Origin of the sequence: Sinomonas gamaensis (assembly GCF_005876955.1) — a bacterium.
GTDB lineage: Bacteria > Actinomycetota > Actinomycetes > Actinomycetales > Micrococcaceae > Sinomonas > Sinomonas gamaensis.
The window spans coordinates 1-18,060 of record NZ_SSCL01000023.1 but is presented as its reverse complement, the minus strand read 5'-3'; the positions used below and the strand labels follow the sequence as shown (position 1 = coordinate 18,060).

Genomic DNA, 18,060 nt, shown 5'->3' with positions numbered 1-18,060 from the left:
CGTCAGAGTGAACTAGGAGCGGGCCTCGACGCGCCACTTCGAGAAGTGGCGTTCGAGGGCAACGAGGAGCGAGTTCACGGCGAGGCCCAGGAGCGAGACCGTGAGGATGCCGGCGTACATGTCCGGGATGAGGAAGCTCGACTGCGCGTTGACGATCAGATAGCCGAGCCCGGCCTTCGCCCCGACCATCTCGGCGGCGATGAGCACGAGGATCGACGCCGTACCAGCCATGCGGATGCCCGTGAAGATTGTGGGCACCGCCGAGGGCAGGACGACCTTGCGGAACAGCGCGAGGCTCGAGAGCCCCAGGGAGCGCGCCGCCCGTACGAGCAGCGGGTCCACGGTGCGCACCCCGGCGATCGTGTTGAGCAGCACCGGGAAGAACGCCGCGTACGCGACGATCGTGATCTTCGATTCCTCGCCGATCCCCAGCAGGAGCGTGAACACCGGCAGGAGCGCGAGAGCGGCGGTGTTGCGGAACACCTCGAGCAGCGGCGTGATGAACGAGTTGAGTGGGCGGTACCACGCGATCAGCAGGCCGGCTGCGACTCCGAGGACGACGGCGACGCCGAACCCCGCGATCGACCGCGTCAGGCTCGCGGCGAGGTGGTTTTCGAGTGCGCCGGTGGCGAGCAGCTTCCAGGTTGCCGCGAGCACATCGTGCAGCGGGGGCAGGAAGACGCGGGTCGACGGCGCCGCAAACCATAGCGGCCCGACCTCCCACAGGAGCAGGAACGCGACGATCGCCGCGGACTTCCAGAGGCTCGAACGGACGACGGCGGCCACTCGCCGCAGCGCGCGGCCGGCGCCCTCGCTTCGGCGCGCCGCGGGAGCTTCCGCCGGTGCCTCGGCCCGGATGGACGGAGCGGTAAGGGTGCTCATCAGGCGGGGATCCTTTCTGCCGTGCGGCGAACCTCGTCGTGCAGGAGGTTCCAGACGCGGTGGCGGTAGTCGACGAAGGCGGGGTGCGAGCGGATGTCCGCTTCGTCGTCGTACTCCGGAAGGTGGATGTCCACCACGGCCTTGAGCCGCCCTGGGCGGGAGCTCAGGACGGCGACCCGCTGTCCGAGGTAAACCGCCTCCTCAATGCCATGGGTGATGAAGACGATCGTCTTGCCTGTAGCCCGCCAGATGCGCAGCAGTTCGCCCTGAAGCTGCTCGCGGGTCTGGGCATCGAGGGCAGCGAACGGCTCGTCCATCAGGAGGACGTCTGGCTCGTAGGCGAGGCTCCGGGCGATCGCGACGCGCTGCTTCATGCCGCCCGAGAGCTCGTGCGGGTAGCGGTCCTCGAAACCCGAAAGGCCCACGAGGCCCAGATAATGGCTGGCCTTCTCGGCGCGTTCGCGCTTGCTGAGCCCAGTTCCTTCGAGCCCGATCGAGACATTCTGCGATGCCGTGCGCCACGGGAAAAGGGCGTACTGCTGGAAGACGACCGCCCTGTCCGGTCCCGGGCCCGTGACCGGCTTTCCGTTGACGAGAACCTCGCCGAATGTCGGTTTGGTGAGGCCTGCGAGCAAATCGAGGAGCGTGGTCTTGCCGGAACCGCTCGGGCCGACGAGGGTGAGGAATTCGCCGTCACGGACATCCAGAGTGAGGCCGTCGAGCGCGGTCAACGTCCCGCCGCCCCGGACCGTGAATTTCTGGCCGACGTCGCGGAGGCTGATTTTCGGCGTCATGCGTCATCCTTTCGCGAGGGCGTTGAATTCGTTCGTGTAGTACTTGGACGGGGTGAGCTGCCCGTTCACAATTCCCGTTTCGTTGAGCCATTTCTGCCAGCGGGAGAAATCGGTGTCGGAAATGATTCCGGCGTTGGGCACTCCCACGCTCTTCCAGTACTGGAGGTTCTTTGTGCTTTCGCCCCGGTTGCGCTTCTCGATGATCTGGGTGAATCGCTGGATCACCTGGTCGCGGGGCGTGGTCCGCTCCCATTCGATGGCCTTGGCCACCCCCGTGGTGAAGGTCTTGACGGTATCCGGATTCTGGGCGAGGAAATCGGTGCGGAACACATATTGTCCGCCGGCGAAGGCCCCGAAGAGCCCGTAATCGCTGAACAGCGAGCGGAGGCCGCCGGCTGCGATCGCATTGTCCTGGAGGACGCCGCTCAGCGATCCGACGTCGACTTGGCCGCGGCGGATCGCCTCTTCCGTGTCGTTCGGCGGGAGGACGACGAGCTGTACCTGCTTGATCTCGTCCGGGGTAAGGCTGTTCTTCTCGAGCCACGTGTCGATGACGGCCTCGGAATGGGCACCAAGGGTGTTGACGGCGACCTTCTTGCCGATAAAGTCTCGAGGCCCGCGGATGGGGCTGTCGTTCTTGACATAGAAGCCGCTGAACGTCTTCTCGTCCTCGCCGTAGTAATTCACGACCGCCTTGACGGGCGCCCCGGCCTCGACGAGTTTGACCACCGCGCCCGCGAACGCGCCGCCGAAATCCGTCTGCCCCGTGGCCGCGGATTGGATATCCTGCGGTCCGCTCGTTGTATTGCCGACCCATTTCAGCTTGACGTTCCCGAGGTAGCCGAGGTCCTCGGCGAGTTCGGGCAGCGTCACGTTGTTCGCGGAGCCTTGGTAGCGCAGTTCCGTGACCTGATTCGCCGGCTGAGAGGCCGCGCCGGCCGTCCCCGCACAACCGGAGGCCGCCACGGCGATGAAGACGGCTGCGGCCGCACTCGCAATCGACGAAATGACTTTCATGGCTGTCTCCTTGGACCTTTTCCTTTTCGCCGGGGACTTATTCGGTATCCGCCGGTTCGTCTATCTAAGCGGCATGGAGACGAGGGCAGAAGGGCAGAGGTCAAAAAGGGAAACAGCTGAACGTGGGGAAATATATGACGCAGCGTTGCGTCAAGAATTCATCCAGCGTCACGTCCCCCTCCATTCGTCTCGGGTACAGATACGTCCGTCTGGAGGCATTTCAGGTACGACGGCGGTGCTCGCCCGAAGCGGGGCTCCTGCAACCAAGCCGCAACCCACGCACTCCTACGCTCATCGCAACGCCGGCACCACCGGCCCCCGCACAGGGGAACCAGAGACAAAGGAGTTTCGCCATGACCGTCTACGCACAGCCGGGTACCGAGGGCAGCAAGGTCGCCTTCAAGGACCGGTACGAGAACTTCATCGGCGGCGAGTGGGTCGCCCCGGTCGGGGGCCAGTACTTCGAGAACATCACCCCCGTCACGGGGAAGGTGTTCTGCGAGATCCCGCGCTCCCAGGCCGCGGACATCGAGCTCGCCCTCGATGCCGCGCACAAGGCCGCTCCGGGCTGGGGCAAGACGAGTGTCGCGGAGCGGGCGCTGGTCCTGCACCGGATCGCGGACCGGATCGAGGAGAATCTCGAACTGCTCGCGGTCGCCGAGACGTGGGACAACGGCAAGCCCGTACGCGAGACCCTCGCCGCCGACCTGCCGCTAGCCGTCGACCACTTCCGCTACTACGCGGGGGCGATCCGCGCCCAGGAGGGCTCGCTCTCCCAGATCGACGAGACCACGACCGCGTACCACTTCCACGAGCCGCTCGGCGTCGTCGGGCAGATCATCCCGTGGAACTTCCCCCTCCTGATGGCCACGTGGAAGCTGGCCCCCGCGCTCGCGGCGGGCAATGCCGTCGTCCTCAAGCCTGCCGAGCAGACCCCGGCCAGTGTGCTCGTCCTCGCCGAGCTGATCCAAGACCTCCTCCCGGGCGGCGTGCTGAACATCGTCAACGGCTTCGGTGTAGAGGCGGGCAAGCCCCTCGCGTCGAGCCCGCGCATCCGCAAGATCGCGTTCACGGGCGAGACGACCACCGGCCGCCTCATCATGCAGTACGCCTCGCAGAACCTCATCCCGGTCACGCTCGAGCTCGGCGGGAAGAGCCCGAACATCTTCTTCAATGACATCGCCGCGGCCGAGGACGCCTTCTACGACAAGGCCCAGGAGGGCTTCACTCTCTTCGCGCTGAATCAGGGCGAGGTCTGCACCTGCCCCTCGCGCGCCCTGATCCAGGAGGACATCTACGAGAAGTTCCTCGGCGACGTCGTAGAGCGCACCCAGAAGATCAAGCAGGGCAACCCGCTGGACACCGAGACCATGATTGGTGCGCAGGCCTCCAACGACCAGCTCGAGAAGATCCTCTCCTACATCGAGATCGGCAAGGCAGAGGGCGCGAGGGTCCTCACCGGCGGCAAGCGCGCCGAGCTCCCCGGCGACCTCGCGGGCGGCTTCTACGTCGAGCCCACCATCTTCGAGGGCAACAACACCATGCGCATCTTCCAGGAGGAGATCTTCGGCCCCGTGGTCTCGGTGGCGAAGTTCGCCGACTATGACGAGGCGCTCGAGATCGCCAACGACACCCTCTACGGCCTCGGCGCCGGCGTCTGGAGCCGCGACGGCAACACCGCCTACCGCGCGGGCCGGGAGATCCAGGCCGGACGCGTGTGGGTGAACAACTACCACGCCTACCCCGCGCACGCCGCATTCGGCGGCTACAAGTCCTCCGGCATCGGCCGCGAGACTCACCTCATGATGCTCGAGCACTACCAGCAGACCAAGAACCTTCTGGTCAGCTACAGCGAGAACAAGCTCGGCTTCTTCTAGGCCCGCCAGCCAGCCCCACACCCGGGCGGGGACGGGCGACGGCGGTGCTCGCCGCCGTCGCCCGTCTCGCCTTCTCTTGCCTCACCGGAATCAATGCAAAGGAGCATGACCATGAGCAGCACTCTTCCCGAGACCTTCAAGGCCGCCGTTGTCCACACCTTCGGCGACGAACTCACCGTCGACGAGCTCGAGATCCCGAGGCCCGGGCCCGGCCAAGTCCTCGTGAAGCTCATCGCGAGCGGCGTCTGCCACACCGACCTTCATGCGGCGCAAGGAGACTGGCCCGTCAAGCCGAAGCTCCCGCTTGTTCCCGGTCACGAGGGCGTCGGTACCGTCGTCGAGGTCGGCGAGGGAGTGACGGACCTGTCAGTCGGCGATCTCATCGGCAACGCCTGGCTCTGGAGCGCGTGCGGGACGTGCGAGTTCTGCCGGACTGGCTGGGAGACCCTGTGCGAGTCGCAGCAGAACGGCGGGTACAGCGTGGACGGCTCGTTCGGGCAGTTCATGCTCGTTGACGCGAAGTTCGCCGCCCGCATCCCGGACGGCGCGGACCCGTACGAGATCGCGCCGGTCCTGTGCGCGGGCGTCACCGTGTACAAGGGGCTCAAGCAGACGGAGGTCCGGCCGGGGGAGTGGGTCGTCATCTCCGGCATCGGCGGGCTCGGGCACATTGCGGTGCAGTACGCCGTCGCGATGGGCATGCGGGTCGCCGCGGTCGACGTTGCCGACGAAAAGCTCGCCCTCGCCCGCAAGCACGGCGCAGAGGTGACGGTCAATGCGTTTGCCGAGGATCCGGCGTCGGCCATCCAAGCAGCGACGGGAGGGGTGCACGGCGTCCTCGTCACCGCCGTCCACCCCGCCGCGTTCGGCCAAGCCATCGGGATGACCCGCCGCGGCGGAACGATCGTCTTCAATGGCCTCCCGCCGGGCGACTTCCCGGCGCCCATCTTCGACATCGTGCTCAAGGGCCTCACGATCCGCGGCTCCATCGTCGGCACCCGCCAGGACATGGTGGAGGCCCTGGACTTCTACGCCCGCGGCCTCATCCATCCGACGTTCCACACGCGCGGCCTTGCGGAGATCAATCAGGTGTTCGACGAGATGCACCACGCCAAGATCGACGGCCGCGTGGTCATCAAGTACTGATGGAAGCTCTGGCAGCCCGATCGGTGCGGCCCGGGGAGGAGTTCTCGCGGGTCGCGCTGACGGGCCCGGCCGTGACGCTCCTCGACACGCTCTGGGAGCGGCACGGCCCCCTCATGTTCCACCAGTCCGGCGGGTGCTGCGACGGCTCGGCGCCCATGTGCTACCCCACCGGGGAGTTCCTGACCGGCGACGCCGACGTCCTCCTGGGCGTCTTCGACCTCCCTGGGCGGGGTGAGCTGGGCTTCTGGATGTCGAGGGAGCAGTTTGCGTACTGGTCCCACACTCACCTGACGGTCGATGTGGTGGACGGCCGGGGGAGCGGCTTCTCCCTCGAGGCGCCGGAGGGCAAGCGGTTCCTCATCCGGAGCGAGATCCTGGACATCCCCTAGAGACGGCAGGGACCCCTCAACCGGTGCCGGTTGAGGGGTCCTCACGCGCCAGAGTCCCTACTTCGAGCCGCGCACCTTGTTGCCGAGCTCGTGGATCGGGGTCCGGAACGTCTCGCGTCCCCACAGGGCGCCGATGAGGGCCAGGACGGAGGACCCGGCAACGATCCAGGCCGCCGGACCCCAGTTGGCCGGAATGCCGCCCACGAGGGCCGTGCCGAGGAGCGGCGTGAAGCCGGCGCAGAGGATGCCGATCTGCAGGCCGATCGCCATGCCCGAGTAGCGGACGCGGACGTTGAACAGCTCAGCGAACCAGGCCGGGTAGATCGCATTGGACATGGCGTACGTGCCAGCCGTGATGAGCGTGCTCGTGAGGAAGATGAGCGGGATGTTCTGCGTGGAAATCGACGAGAAGTAGACGAAGATCAGAGCGCCCGAACCGAGTACGCCACTGATGAAGAGGGGCTTGCGGCCGAACTTGTCGGCGAGGTACGCGGCGAGCGGCTGGGTCCCGATCGCGACGACGTTGCCCACGACGCTCACCCACAGCATGGTCGATGCTGGGACGCCCACCGAGACGGCGTAGGCGAGGCCGAAGGACTGCATGAACGTGTTCGTCACGGTCTCGAAGGACATCAGGGCGACCTGGAGGAACTGCGGCGTGTGCGTGCGGAACATCTCGGCGACCGGCAGCTTGACGAGGTCGTTGTGCTCAGCCTTCTCCTCGAAGATCTCCGGCTCCTCAAGTGAACGGCGCACGAGATACGCGACGACGAGCACCACGATCGAGCTCCAGAACGGGATGCGCCAGCCCCAGAGGAGGCGGTCCGCCTCGCTCATCGAGGCGACGGGAAGGAACACGAGGGACGCGAGCACGATGCCCGTCGAAATGCCGCTCATCGAGAACGAGGGGAAGAACGCCCGCCGCCCCACCGGGGACTCCTCCATGGTCAGCGCCGAGGCGCCCGCCGTCTCCGCACCCGCGGAGAGCCCCTGCATGAGGCGCAGCACTACGAGCAGGATCGGAGCGATGTAGCCGGCGGCGTGGAAGTCCGGCAGCACACCGATGAGGAATGTTGAGGCGCCCATCAGCACGAGGGTGAGCACGAGCGTGTTCTTGCGACCGATCCTGTCCCCGAGGTGGCCGAAGAACAGCGCGCCGAACGGCCGCGCCACGTATGCGACACCGAATGTCGCGAACGAGGAGATGAGGGCAATCGTGGGGTTGCCCGAGGGGAAGAAGATCTTCGAGAACACGAGCGACGCCGCTGTCGCGTAGACGAAGAAGTCGTAGTACTCGAGCGCGCCGCCGAGGAAGGCAGCGAGCGCGGCCTTCTTGGCGCGGCGCAGGCGCCGCGCCTGCTCCTCGGGCGTTTTGACGTCGGGATCGACAATGCCGCTGAACTCGGCCATGAGCTCTCGCCTTTCGTGCGAATGGGTGGAGTGGGTGAAAGGGGTTGAGGGGTTACTTCACGAGGGAGGGGGCGGGCGCAGTGCTGTTCCGGACGATGAGGTCGCCGGAGAGGTGGACCGTGCTCGCCGGACGTGCTGGGTCTGCGATCCGCTCGGTGAGCAGGCGGAGAGCGACGGCGGCCCCCCGTTCGTAGGGCGTGTTGACGGTGGTGAGCGAGGGGCGAGTGGTGGACGCGAGCCAGATGTCGTCGAAGCCGATGACGCTCACCTCGACGCCGCCCTTGACTCCCCGATCTTCGAGGCGGTTGAGGCAGCCGAAGGCCATCAGGTCGTTGTGCGCGATGACGGCAGTGACGGGTTCGGCGAGGACGAGGTCCGCCGCGCGGACGCCCGCCGCGTACGTCGGCTCCGCGTGGGTGAGGACCACAAGCGTGACTCCGTGGTAGTCCGCGGCCTCCTCGGCGGCCGCGAGACGCACGCGGCTCGAGTAGTTGTCCTCCCAGCTCGCGAGGTACGCGATGGACCGGTGGCCAAGCGCGGCGAGGTGCTCGACGGCCTGGCGGGCACCTTCCGGTGCGGACAGGATGACCGCGGGAAGGTCCTCGGCGACATGGTTGATGAGCACCACGGGCGAGACGGCGTCGAGGGCCTTGAGGCGCTCGGCGTCCATGCGAGGAGCAAAGACGATGGCGCCGTCGACGCGTCCGATGATGCGCTCCAGCTCTTCGGCGTCCGCCTCCGGATCGTCCTCGCCGTCAACGACGAGCAGCGAGAGCGACTGGCGGCGGCAGGCGGCCTGGAGGGCCTTGACGAGCGGCGGGTAGTAGGGGTTTGCGATGTCTGGGACGAACAGTGCGATCGTTCCGGTGGCCTCGGCCTTCGCGGGGGTGGGCGTGTAGCCGAGCTGGGCGGCCACCGTGAGGATGTGCTCGCGGGTGGCGGCGTTGACCGACTCGGGGCGCGTGAAGGAACGGGAGACGGTGGACTTGGATACCCCCGCCGCTTGGGCGATCTCGGCGATCGTCGCCATCGGAACCTCCTCGTTCGCGCGTCCGGTGCTGCTGAAGCTGTGGCAGTCATCACAGCGACTATCTGATAGTGACATCGTTTCTGCAACGAGTCAACGTGTTGCAGCAACAATGCTGTAGTGTGGATCACAGGTCCCGCTTCGAGAGCCACAGGAGCCCCCATGAGCCTGACAACGGAGTCGTACTTGATCGGCCTGATCGGCGACGGCGTCACCCCATCCCTCACCCCACCGATGCACGAGCGCGAGGGTACGGCCCATGGCCTGCTGTACCTCTACCGTCCCATCGATCTCTCGGCCCTCGGCCTCGCGGCGGAGAACGTCGGCGAGCTCGTCAGGGCCGCGCGGAATCTGGGCTTCAATGGCCTCAACATCACGCACCCCTGCAAGCAGCTCGTGATCGAGCACCTCGACGAGGTCGATGCCGACGCCGCCCGCCTCGGCGCGGTCAACACCGTGGTGATCCGCGAGGACGGCCGCACCGTGGGCCACAACACCGACTGGTCCGGGTTCCTCAGCGCCTTCCGCGCAGGGCTTCCCGGGGCGGCGCTCGGCCACGTCGTCCAACTCGGGGCGGGCGGCGCCGGGTCCGCCGTCGCCTACGCGCTGCTGGCGGCGGGCGTCGAGCGGCTCAGCATTGTCGACGTCGACCCCGCTCGCGCCACCACCCGCGCCGCCGAACTCGCCGCAATGTTCCCGCGCGCGTCGGTCGAGGGGCGGACGACGGCGGAGCTCGCCTCGCTGCTCAAGGCGGCGGACGGCGTGGTGCATTGCACTCCGACGGGAATGGCCGCGCATCCGGGGACCCCCTTCGACACGTCGCTGCTCGATCCACGGCAGTGGGTCGCGGACATCGTGTACCGGCCGATCGAGACCGAGCTCGTGCGCGAGGCGCGCGCGGCCGGCTGTCGGGTGCTCGACGGCGGTCGCATGGCCGTCGGCCAGGCCGTGGACGCCTTCCGAATCTTCACGGGCCTCGAGCCCGACGCGGAGCGGATGCGCGCACACTTCCTCGAGCTCATCGAGCGGGAGGCCGCCCAAGCAGCCTCGGCAGGGGCCCGCTGATGCGCACCGGGATCGCGACGGTGTGCCTTTCCGGGACTCTGGAGGAGAAGCTGCGGGCCTCGGCGAAGGCCGGCTTCGACGGGGTTGAGATCTTCGAGACAGACTTGGTCACGTCCTCGCTCAGCCCGGAAGAGGTGCGCAAGCTCGCCGACGACCTTGGCCTGAGCCTCGACCTCTACCAGCCGTTCCGGGACTTCGACTCCGTCCCTGACGAGCTGTACCGGGCCAACCTGCGCCGCGCCGAGGCGAAGTTCAGGCTGATGGGCCGGCTCGGGATCGGGACGATTCTGGTGTGCAGCAACGTCGCCACTGCGAGCATCGACGACGACGGACTCCGCGCTGAACAGCTCCACGGCCTCGCCGAGCTCGCCGCCGGGCACGGGGTGAACGTCGCGTACGAGGCCCTCGCTTGGGGTGCGCACGTCAACGACTATGAGCACGCGTGGCGCATCGTGGCCGACGTGAACCACCCCAACCTGGGCACCTGCCTCGACACGTTCCACATCCTCTCCCGCGGCTGGGACACCCAGCCGATCGAGGGGATTCCGGGGGACAAGATCTTCTTCGTCCAAGTCGCGGACGCGCCGAAGCTGTCCATGGATGTGCTCAGCTGGAGCCGCCACTACCGCGTCTTCCCGGGGGAGGGCCAGTTCGACCTTCCCAAGTTCCTCGGCCACGTGGCACGCACGGGCTACAACGGTCCCGTCTCGCTCGAGGTTTTCAACGACACCTTCCGGCAGGCCGACGTCGAGCGAACCGCCGTCGACGCGATGCGTTCCCTCATCTGGCTCGAGGAGCGGACGGCCAAGCTTGTGGCCGAGTCCGACGGCGACCGCCGCCTCTTCCGGATGCCCCTCGCGACGCTCCCGCAGGTCGCGCCGCCGTCGGGCGTCAACTTTGCCGAAATCAAGGCCGAGGACACCTCTCAGCTGGAGCTGCTCCTCACCCAGCTCGGCTTCGAGTCGCGCGGCGAGCACCGCACCAAGCCCGTCGGCCTCTGGACGCTGGGCGAGGCGCGGATCATCCTCAACCGCCAGCAGGCTCGCGGCGTCGACCCGGCGATTTCAGCGCTCGGGTTCGACGTCGAGAACGCTGTGACCGCCGTCGCGCGCGCCGTGCAGCTGAAGGCGACCCCGGTGCCGCGCCCCTCGCAGGCGAACGAGGAAGTGCTGCTCGCGGTGACCGCGCCGGACGGCACCGAGGTGTTCCTGTGCCAGGACGCGGCATGGACCGAAGAATTCGGCGAGGGCGGCGCAGGCGGGGACGCGCCGTCGTCGGCCGCTGCTCGCATCGACCACATCAATCTCGCCCAGCCCTGGCAGCACTACGACGAGGCGGTGCTGTTCTACTCGTCCGTGCTGGCGCTGCGCCCTCAGCCCTCGCAGGACGTCTCAAGCCCCGCCGGCCTGGTGCGCTCGCAGGTCATGCAGGGAGACGACAGGCGGGTGCGGTTGGCGCTCAACCTCGCGCCGTGGGTCCAAGCCGACCGCGTGCGGGGGACGGTGCGGGACACCTTCCAGGAGCACATCGCCATCGCGGTGCCCGATCTGGTCGCAACGGCCCGCGAGTGCCGGGCGCGGAGGCTGCCCTTCCTCGCGATCCCGGAGAACTACTACGAAGACCTCGACGCGCGGTACGACCTTGATCCCCAGTTCCTCGCGACCCTCCGCGAGCTCGACCTGCTCTACGACCGGGACGAGCGGGGCGCATTCCTGCACTTCTACACGGCGACCGTGGGGAGCGTCTTCTTCGAGGTGGTACAGCGGATCGACGGGTACGACGGGTTCGGCGCCCCGAACGCGCCCATCAGGCACGCGGTGCAGCACGCCGCCCAGCACTCACTGCGGCAACGCGCCTGACGCGCAGCCCCTCAAACGTCAGTTGCGCGTGGCCTCTTCGAGGGTCTGAAACTTTCGCGGGCGGAGCCCTGTCTGCTTGTGGTGCTCGAGCAGGAGGGTGGCCATGGTGCGCGCTCTTTCTGCGGCGAGCCTGTCGCCCTCCATGTCCGCGACCATAGCCCCCTTGATGAGGATGTGGCAGGACCAGGCGAAGCCCTCGGGGTCGGCCAGGTCAGCGGCTCGGGCAAGCGCCGCCAACTGCTCTCGCGTTCGTTCCAAATAGCCGATGCTGGCGCGCCCGAGGGGGTGTTCGGGGCCCATCTCGATCATGACGTGGAGGAACGTGCTCACCTCGACTGCGTCGTGTTGGAACCAGTCATCGAGCACGCCGAAGACCGCAAGCACGGCCTCCTCGCGGTTCTCGATGCTGCGGATAGCGGCTTCTATCGCACTGCTGCGCGCGTTGTACCAGCGGTCCATATAGGCGAGGACAAGGTCATCCTTCGACTTGAAGTGCCGGTAGAAGGTTGCCTTCGCAACGCCTGAGCGCGCGAGGATCTCGTCCACGCCGACCGCACGAATCCCCCTTCGGGCGAAGAGCCCGTAGGCGGTGTCCAGAATCCTCTCGCGTGCACTGAGTCGTCCAGCCGCGGCCGCTTGGGGGGTTTCCTTAGCGTCCATGGGTTCCATTCTAGAGGATTTGAAAGAAGAAAGTAGACAGAACGTTCTGTACCGTGTAGAAAGTTCTCAACAGGAGACAGAACGTTCTGTCTTTGAGGGTCGCGGTCATGCAGCCGGCCGCGCAGCTGGCCCTCAAAGCCTGAAGGCACCATGAACCGCGCTGCTTGGCGTGCGAAGAGGAGGCTGCTATGGCGGTGACTGAAGAGCGCAAGGTGATCGCCTTGCGCAGCAGGGCCGAGTTGCACGGCTATCTCGTCTCAGCCGACGAGAAGACCGCGAAAGTGTTGTGGGCCACGGCCGCCGGGCGGCGCCGGACGGCCGTCGTCTCGCTTGAGGAGATCACCTTCCCCGGGCCGGAGCGCCCTTGGGAAGGCGTCGAGATTGCGGCCTAGCCCTCGTGCCGGCCTCCAGTCATCGGAGCGGCATTAGGACTCACTGCATCCGACTCACAGACCTGAACGTAGACGTCCCTACCCCAGCTAGGAGCAGACTCGTCATGACGATCGTGGACCATGCTTCACCTGAAATCTTGGACCAGGCTTCGCCGGAGACGGCGGAGCGAGCACGAGCCGCAGGAGAACTTGCGGTCGAGTATTTGAGCGTCGCCGATGCGTTGGCGAAGAGGTACCGTTGCCCAGGCCACGACGCAGAGGACCTTCGGCAAGTGGCGAGGATGGGGCTCATCAAGGCCGCCCGCCGGTACCGCAGCGGCGAAGGCAACGGCTTCGTGGCCTACGCCGTGCCGACCATCACCGGCGAACTCAAGCGGTACCTGAGGGACCAAGCTTGGACCGTGCGCCCGCCTCGGAGCATCCAAGAACTCCGCCTGAGAGTCAGGGGCGCGGTTCCGGACCTGACGCAGCGTCTGGGGCATGAGCCCACCGCGCAGGAGATCAGCGACGAACTCGGCGTGAGCGTCGAAGACGTTGTTGACGCCCAAGCAGCCGAGGCCAGCCTCGGCTACCAGCAGATCGAGCCGACTGACTCGACCGAGGATCGCGATGTGTACCCGCTGGGGGCCGTCATGGCCTTCCACGAAACGGGCTACGAGACCGTCGAAGCGAACATCGCGCTCTCCTCGGCCCTCGAAGGCGTCTCCGGGGACGACAAGCGCCTTCTGTATCTTCGCTTCGTCAAGGAGATGTCCCAGCAGCAGATTGCCGACGAACTCGGCGTGAGCCAGATGCAGGTGTCCCGGCTCCTGCGGCGCTTGCTGGACCGGCTCCGTCGTCGCATGGCGGCCTGAGGGCGTTCAGGCCCGACCGCCGCACCCGCAGGAACGGCGCACGATGAGGCGCGGGGGGAGGCTGAACCTTTCCGCGGGCCCAGAGGGCCGGAGGAGCCGACCGCAGTCCCGCCCCATGTGGGCGGGGTCTACGGCAACCGTCGTCAGCGGAGGCGTGGTCATCGCCGAGGCAGCGATGCCGTCGATCGCGACAATCGCGCAGCGATCGGCCGGGATCCGAGCTTCGTCGAGCGCGCGGATGAGGCCAATCGCGATGGAATCGCTGTGGCAGAGAATCGCCTCGGGGAGTCCCTCGGTCTTCAGCAGAGAGGACGCCGCCTCGCACGCCGCCGCAGGATTCGGGCCCGTGAACGTGTCCCAGGCTTCGACGTCCTTGATCTGCCGCCGGGCCAGCTCCCCGTCGAAGGCTTCCTTCCGGACCACATGCGGTCCTGCCTCTCCGATTCCCCCAAAATAGGCGGCCTCCTTGATCCCGTGGACCTCCGAGAGGTGGTCCATCGCGACCCGGACGATTTCGGCGTCCTCCGTTCCGACGAGAGGGAGGCCGCTCCCGGGAACGTCGCGGTTCATGAGGACCGCGGGCGTGTTCGACTCGTGGATCAGCGCGAGATCCTCACTCTCAGTCCCCATGGCGGGAATGAGCACAATCCCAGCGGCACGCTCCTCGATCAGGGAAGCGATGACATCGCCCTGAACGCTGACCTCGTCGCGGGTGTTGGCGAGGACGGCGAACTGGCCCTGCTCCGCCAAGGCGCTCTGCAGGCCGAGCGCCGCCTCACCAACGAAGGGGTTCGTGATGTCGGGGACCACCAGACCGACGAGAGTGCGCCGCCGCTGACGGAGGTTGGCTGCGCTCCGGTTGTACACGTACCCGAGACGCTTGGCTTCGCGCAGTACACGTTCCCGAGTCTCACTGGCGATGACGGTTTTGCCCCGCAGGGCCAGCGAGACCGTAGACAGGGAAATCCCCAGCTCGTCCGCCACCTGGCGCATCGTCACGCCTTGGGAGGGGCGGTCCTCTTCGCTCGTCACCGTCTCATTGTCCTGTCTTCAAACGCTGTCCTGTCTCCAATCGCTCGTCCCGCCACGCCTCGGACGGGGGAGTCCACGCGCCCCCGCGCACCACGAGCGTCGCCGCATCCCGATCGAGTCCCAGCGCTTGCATCGCGCGGACGGCCTCGGGAGACGGACGCTCCCCGAGCCGCAGGCTCGAATTGGAGGCCAGAGAGTCAAGATCGGCGTCCCGCAGGTCCTCGAAATGCTCGAGCGCCAAGGCGCGCATCGAGAGAAGGTCGGCCCGCCGTCGCACGTTGTAGGCGAGATTCATCGTCTCGTCGGGATCGCGCACGCGGTCCAGCAGGTACTCCCGCTTGTCGAACGCGGACCATATGTACTTCCACCGGTCGGTGATGACCGCGTACAGACCCAGCTCGCCCTCCTGGTATTGGCCGAAGAACGCCCGCTCGGGAGGGAGATCCTGAAGATCGGAACCGTCCCGTTCAGGGTGCTCGATGCCCGCGAGCTCCAGCACCGTCGGGTAAACGTCCAGAAGGCTCACGACCTCCCGTTTTCTTTCCGCCTTGAAGCCCGGGCCGCTGACGATGAACGGAATCCTTGCGGAGGCATCCAGGAATGACCTCTTCCCGAAGGAGCCATAGTCGCCGAGCAGCTCGCCGTGATCGGCCGTGACGATGATCGTTGTCTCGTCCCTCAGCCCGGACTCGTCGAGCGCCCGCAGGATCCTGCCGACCTGCGAGTCGAGGTAGGAGACCGAGGCGAAATAGTACGCCTTGAGCAGCTGGTTCAGTCGGCGGTCGCGTCCTCCATCGCGGTACTTGTACCGGTTCTGCAGATGGTTGTAGACCGTGAGCAGGTCCGACGACGACGGCGGCACGAAGGGGTCCGTCATCGTCGATGGCTCATAGCGGCGGTGCCAGGGCGACGGGGGCGCGAACGGCGGGTGCGGGGCGATGAAGCTCGACCACAGCAGGAAGGGCCGATCGGACGACTGCTCCCGAAGGAAGTCGATGGACCGATCCGCGACCCAGTGCGAATGGTGGAGCGGCTCGGGAACGGGGGAGAGCTGGGGGATGTAGTACATCTCGTCCCGCAGCCCGTGCGGGTGCTCCACGAAGTCGAAGCCCTGCTCCGCAACAAAGGCGAGGTAGTCGTCGTCGTCCGCGGTTCCGAACTCTTCGCCGGTGTCCCGGGTCTGAAAGCCGCGCAGGGCGTGGGCATCCGGGGTGAAATGCATCTTCCCCACACCATGTGTGCGGTATCCCGCCTCCGTCAGTGCGTCCATGAAGGTCGACTCCGAGGACATCGGCATCTGGTTCTCGAAGCATTCGCCGTGCTGCGGCTCCAACCCCGTGATGAGGCTGGAGCGCGCGGGCACGCACACCGGGCACGGCGTAAAGGCCGAGTCGTAGACCGTGCCCGTCGCCGCGAGGCTGTCGAGCGCCGGGGTGCTAACGGTGCGGTTTCCGTAGCAGCCGAGGGCATCTGCGCGGAGCTGGTCGCTGAAGATGATCAGCAGATTCACGCGTGGACTCCCCACAGTTCTTCGGCGCCAACTTCCTCAAGCGTCTGCGGGCGCTTGGGCATCCACGCGACCCCGATGAGCACGCTGAGCACGACGGCGCCGAACAGGATCCACGTGAAGGCGCTGAAGCTCGCACCCACGATAATCGGGACGAACAGGCTCCAGACGGCGAGGACAACCTTCTGGGCGAAGATCACCACGCCTTGGGCCGTCGAGCGGACCATCGTCGGGAACAGCTCCTGGCACCACACACGATAGAGCTGCTCTTGGCCGCACGACGTCGAGATCGAGAAGACGACCACGAATCCAAAGACGACCCAGGGGTTCGAAAGCGGCAGGAAGATCACGGCGAGGAGCGACAGGGCCGTAAAAAGACCCGAGACGCCGTACAGCACTCGCCGGTTGATCCGGTCCACCAACGGCATGAACAGGACGGCCACGCCGACCCCGGTCAGCCCGAAGTTGAGGGCGTTGAACCCGACGCTCGCTGCCTGGGTTTGAGACCCGACCGTCTTTAGGATGTACGGAAGGAAGAAGCCGAAGGTGCCGAGCGCGATCGCGCCCAGGCTGTGGACGATGAAGACGAAGGAGAGGCGGCCCCGATACCGGCTGAAGAGCGTGCGGAGCATCGCGGAGTCGAAGCTGTTCTTCTGCCGTGCCGCCGTCCACATCTCGGATTCCGCCATCCTGCGGCGCAGGATCCACGTCACCAGTGCGACCAAGGCGAGGTGGGCGAACACGATCTGGATGCCGAGAAGGCCGAGGCCGGACAGCCCGAAGGCGAGAAGCAGCACGACCACGGGGCCGAGGCTCCAGAAGACGGAGGTCATGCCCACGAGCTTTCCGCGGTGCTTGTCCGGCGCGATTTCGCCGATGAGTGCCCACGAGGTGGGAACGTCGGCACCGATGGCCAGGCCCATGATGATCATGCCGACGAACAGGAAGGCGCTTCCGCTCGCGAAGACAATCAGCAGTGCGCCGATCATGTAGGCGATCAGGTCGTATTGGTAGACGCGCTTCCGGCCGAGGCGGTCGCCGAGATAGCCTCCGATGAGCGCGCCGGCGGCATAGGCGCCTGCGTTCACGCCGAGCGCTGCGAGCAGGCCGACAAGGCCGCTGCTCATCTTGAACGCCGACGTCCAGAGCGCCAGGCCAGCCGACGCGGCAACGATGCCACCGGCGTCGAGATAATCAGCCATGCACGCGAGGATCACGCGCTTCCAGTCGATGTACGTGCGATTGATCGCAGTCACTTTTCATCCCCTTTGATGGACTGTCCTCTTCAATCGATTGAAATCCAGCACACGTACTCATCAAGGGAGGGTTTCAATCGATTGAAATCGAGACTACGCCGGTAGGCGGCGATGTCGCAAGGGTGATTTGCGGGCTCTACTCGCCCAGCAGGATTGCGGCGATGGTGGCGGCGCCCATGGCGACGATGGCGGTCGTCGTGATGCGCAGGAGGAACGTCGGCGGGGCGGCGGCGGTGCGCAGGGCCGCGCCGCGGTAGAGGATGCACGCGCCGAGGACGACCGTCGCGGCGGCGGCGACTGCCGCCGCGATTCCGAGCCCGAGGGAGGAGCCTCCGATCTCGCCGGCGTGGTGCGCGAGCGAGCTGGTCCAGGCGCGCCAGATGAGGAAGTCGGAGACGATGAGCGCCAGGAAGGTCCGCCGCCAGGCGAGGGAGGTGCGCTCGGGCTGCAGGCCTGGGTCGCGGGGCGCGGCGTCCTCGGGAGGTGGGTTCACCGCACGAGGAGGATGAGGACGGCGACGACGGCGCCGGCGGCGGCGACGACGACGGTCATCGCCACGAGCAGCCAGGCGTGCGGGAGCTCTTGCTTGTTGCGCATGGCGCGTTCCTGGAGCGACCAGCGCCGGTACGCCTCAACGGCCAGCAGGGCCCCGATCACGGCCAGGACGAGGCAGAGCACGATCCGCACCGGGGTCGGGGCGATCTGCGGGGTGAGCTGGTCGACGGCGATTGCGCCGGCCAGGATCGCCATGGCGGTGCGGATCCATGCCAGGAAGGTGCGCTCGTTGGCCAGGGAGAAGCGGTAGTCCGGCATCTGGCCCTCGCGGCGCCACTGGGGTTCCTTGAGCTTCACCGGCTGCTGGCTTCCGGGAGGGCGACGGTGCGGAAGCCGCA

The 18,060-nt window shown here is 66.8% G+C and carries 18 protein-coding genes; 7 read left to right on the top strand and 11 right to left on the bottom strand.

Annotation, left to right across the window (positions count from 1 at the left end; all coding sequences use genetic code 11):
* Positions 1 to 12 precede the first annotated feature (12 nt).
* From E5679_RS19600 to E5679_RS19590, 3 genes are read right to left on the bottom strand one after another with little or no spacing between them, the layout of a single operon-like run.
* Positions 13 to 882 carry an ABC transporter permease gene (locus E5679_RS19600; RefSeq protein WP_138419056.1) on the bottom strand — a complete coding sequence of 290 codons (870 nt, stop codon included), beginning with the start codon at positions 880 to 882 and terminating at the stop codon, positions 13 to 15.
* Positions 882 to 1,676, bottom strand: coding sequence for an ABC transporter ATP-binding protein (locus E5679_RS19595; RefSeq protein WP_138419054.1), 795 nt, complete (start codon positions 1,674 to 1,676; stop codon positions 882 to 884). Before E5679_RS19595 ends, E5679_RS19600 begins: the two co-directional genes overlap by 1 nt.
* A gap of 3 nt (positions 1,677 to 1,679) precedes the next feature.
* A complete protein-coding gene (locus E5679_RS19590) occupies positions 1,680 to 2,693 on the bottom strand; it encodes an ABC transporter substrate-binding protein (RefSeq protein WP_138419053.1) in 1,014 nt (337 codons plus the stop codon).
* Between the two features lie 353 nt (positions 2,694 to 3,046).
* On the opposite strand from E5679_RS19590, the gene adh reads away from it, so the two are divergent.
* The 3 genes from adh (at position 3,047) to E5679_RS19575 (ending at position 6,105) form a co-directional block, all read left to right on the top strand.
* Positions 3,047 to 4,570 (top strand): aldehyde dehydrogenase, encoded by a 1,524-nt coding sequence (gene adh / locus E5679_RS19585; protein WP_138419051.1) that lies wholly within the window; start codon positions 3,047 to 3,049, stop codon positions 4,568 to 4,570.
* A gap of 111 nt (positions 4,571 to 4,681) precedes the next feature.
* Positions 4,682 to 5,716, top strand: a complete 1,035-nt coding sequence (gene adhP / locus E5679_RS19580) for an alcohol dehydrogenase AdhP (RefSeq protein ID WP_171042481.1) — start codon at positions 4,682 to 4,684, stop codon at positions 5,714 to 5,716.
* Positions 5,716 to 6,105 (top strand): DUF779 domain-containing protein, encoded by a 390-nt coding sequence (locus E5679_RS19575; RefSeq protein ID WP_138419047.1) that lies wholly within the window; start codon positions 5,716 to 5,718, stop codon positions 6,103 to 6,105. Before adhP ends, E5679_RS19575 begins: the two co-directional genes overlap by 1 nt.
* 57 nt (positions 6,106 to 6,162) lie before the next feature.
* Here E5679_RS19575 and E5679_RS19570 read toward each other — a convergent pair whose 3' ends face one another.
* Positions 6,163 to 7,515, bottom strand: coding sequence for an MFS transporter (locus E5679_RS19570; RefSeq protein ID WP_138419044.1), 1,353 nt, complete (start codon positions 7,513 to 7,515; stop codon positions 6,163 to 6,165).
* A 52-nt stretch (positions 7,516 to 7,567) separates the two neighbouring features.
* On the bottom strand, positions 7,568 to 8,545 hold the full coding sequence (locus E5679_RS19565) for a LacI family DNA-binding transcriptional regulator (protein WP_171042480.1): 978 nt from the start codon (positions 8,543 to 8,545) through the stop codon (positions 7,568 to 7,570).
* 159 nt (positions 8,546 to 8,704) lie between these two features.
* Between E5679_RS19565 and E5679_RS19560 the strand changes: the two genes are divergently transcribed.
* Together E5679_RS19560 and E5679_RS19555 are read left to right on the top strand one after the other, a co-directional pair.
* The gene (locus tag E5679_RS19560) at positions 8,705 to 9,607 is read left to right on the top strand and encodes a shikimate dehydrogenase (protein WP_138419041.1); all 903 of its coding nucleotides are present in this window, start codon (positions 8,705 to 8,707) and stop codon (positions 9,605 to 9,607) included.
* Positions 9,607 to 11,466, top strand: a complete 1,860-nt coding sequence (locus E5679_RS19555; protein WP_138419039.1) for a bifunctional sugar phosphate isomerase/epimerase/4-hydroxyphenylpyruvate dioxygenase family protein — start codon at positions 9,607 to 9,609, stop codon at positions 11,464 to 11,466. The genes E5679_RS19560 and E5679_RS19555 overlap by 1 nt, the downstream gene beginning before the upstream one ends.
* Before the next feature lie 18 nt (positions 11,467 to 11,484).
* Here E5679_RS19555 and E5679_RS19550 read toward each other — a convergent pair whose 3' ends face one another.
* Positions 11,485 to 12,126, bottom strand: a complete 642-nt coding sequence (locus E5679_RS19550; protein ID WP_138419037.1) for a TetR/AcrR family transcriptional regulator — start codon at positions 12,124 to 12,126, stop codon at positions 11,485 to 11,487.
* 188 nt (positions 12,127 to 12,314) lie between these two features.
* Between E5679_RS19550 and E5679_RS19545 the strand changes: the two genes are divergently transcribed.
* Both E5679_RS19545 and E5679_RS19540 read left to right on the top strand, forming a co-directional pair.
* Complete coding sequence (locus tag E5679_RS19545) at positions 12,315 to 12,518, top strand: hypothetical protein (RefSeq protein ID WP_138419035.1); 204 nt, start codon at positions 12,315 to 12,317, stop codon at positions 12,516 to 12,518.
* Between the two features lie 104 nt (positions 12,519 to 12,622).
* Positions 12,623 to 13,372, top strand: a complete 750-nt coding sequence (locus tag E5679_RS19540; protein WP_138419033.1) for a sigma-70 family RNA polymerase sigma factor — start codon at positions 12,623 to 12,625, stop codon at positions 13,370 to 13,372.
* Between the two features lie 6 nt (positions 13,373 to 13,378).
* Here the strand turns inward: E5679_RS19540 and E5679_RS19535 are convergent, their stop codons facing one another.
* From E5679_RS19535 to E5679_RS19515, 5 genes are all read right to left on the bottom strand, one after another.
* Positions 13,379 to 14,404: a LacI family DNA-binding transcriptional regulator gene (locus E5679_RS19535; RefSeq protein ID WP_138419031.1), complete on the bottom strand. Its 1,026-nt coding sequence runs from the start codon at positions 14,402 to 14,404 to the stop codon at positions 13,379 to 13,381.
* Between the two features lie 4 nt (positions 14,405 to 14,408).
* Positions 14,409 to 15,914: a sulfatase family protein gene (locus E5679_RS19530; protein ID WP_171042479.1), complete on the bottom strand. Its 1,506-nt coding sequence runs from the start codon at positions 15,912 to 15,914 to the stop codon at positions 14,409 to 14,411.
* Positions 15,911 to 17,167 carry an MFS transporter gene (locus tag E5679_RS19525; RefSeq protein WP_138419027.1) on the bottom strand — a complete coding sequence of 419 codons (1,257 nt, stop codon included), beginning with the start codon at positions 17,165 to 17,167 and terminating at the stop codon, positions 15,911 to 15,913. The genes E5679_RS19530 and E5679_RS19525 overlap by 4 nt, the downstream gene beginning before the upstream one ends.
* A 136-nt stretch (positions 17,168 to 17,303) precedes the next feature.
* Positions 17,304 to 17,660, bottom strand: a complete 357-nt coding sequence (locus E5679_RS19520; protein WP_138419025.1) for a DUF202 domain-containing protein — start codon at positions 17,658 to 17,660, stop codon at positions 17,304 to 17,306.
* The gene (locus E5679_RS19515) at positions 17,657 to 17,980 is read right to left on the bottom strand and encodes a YidH family protein (protein ID WP_138419092.1); all 324 of its coding nucleotides are present in this window, start codon (positions 17,978 to 17,980) and stop codon (positions 17,657 to 17,659) included. The genes E5679_RS19520 and E5679_RS19515 overlap by 4 nt, the downstream gene beginning before the upstream one ends.
* Positions 17,981 to 18,060 lie beyond the last annotated feature (80 nt).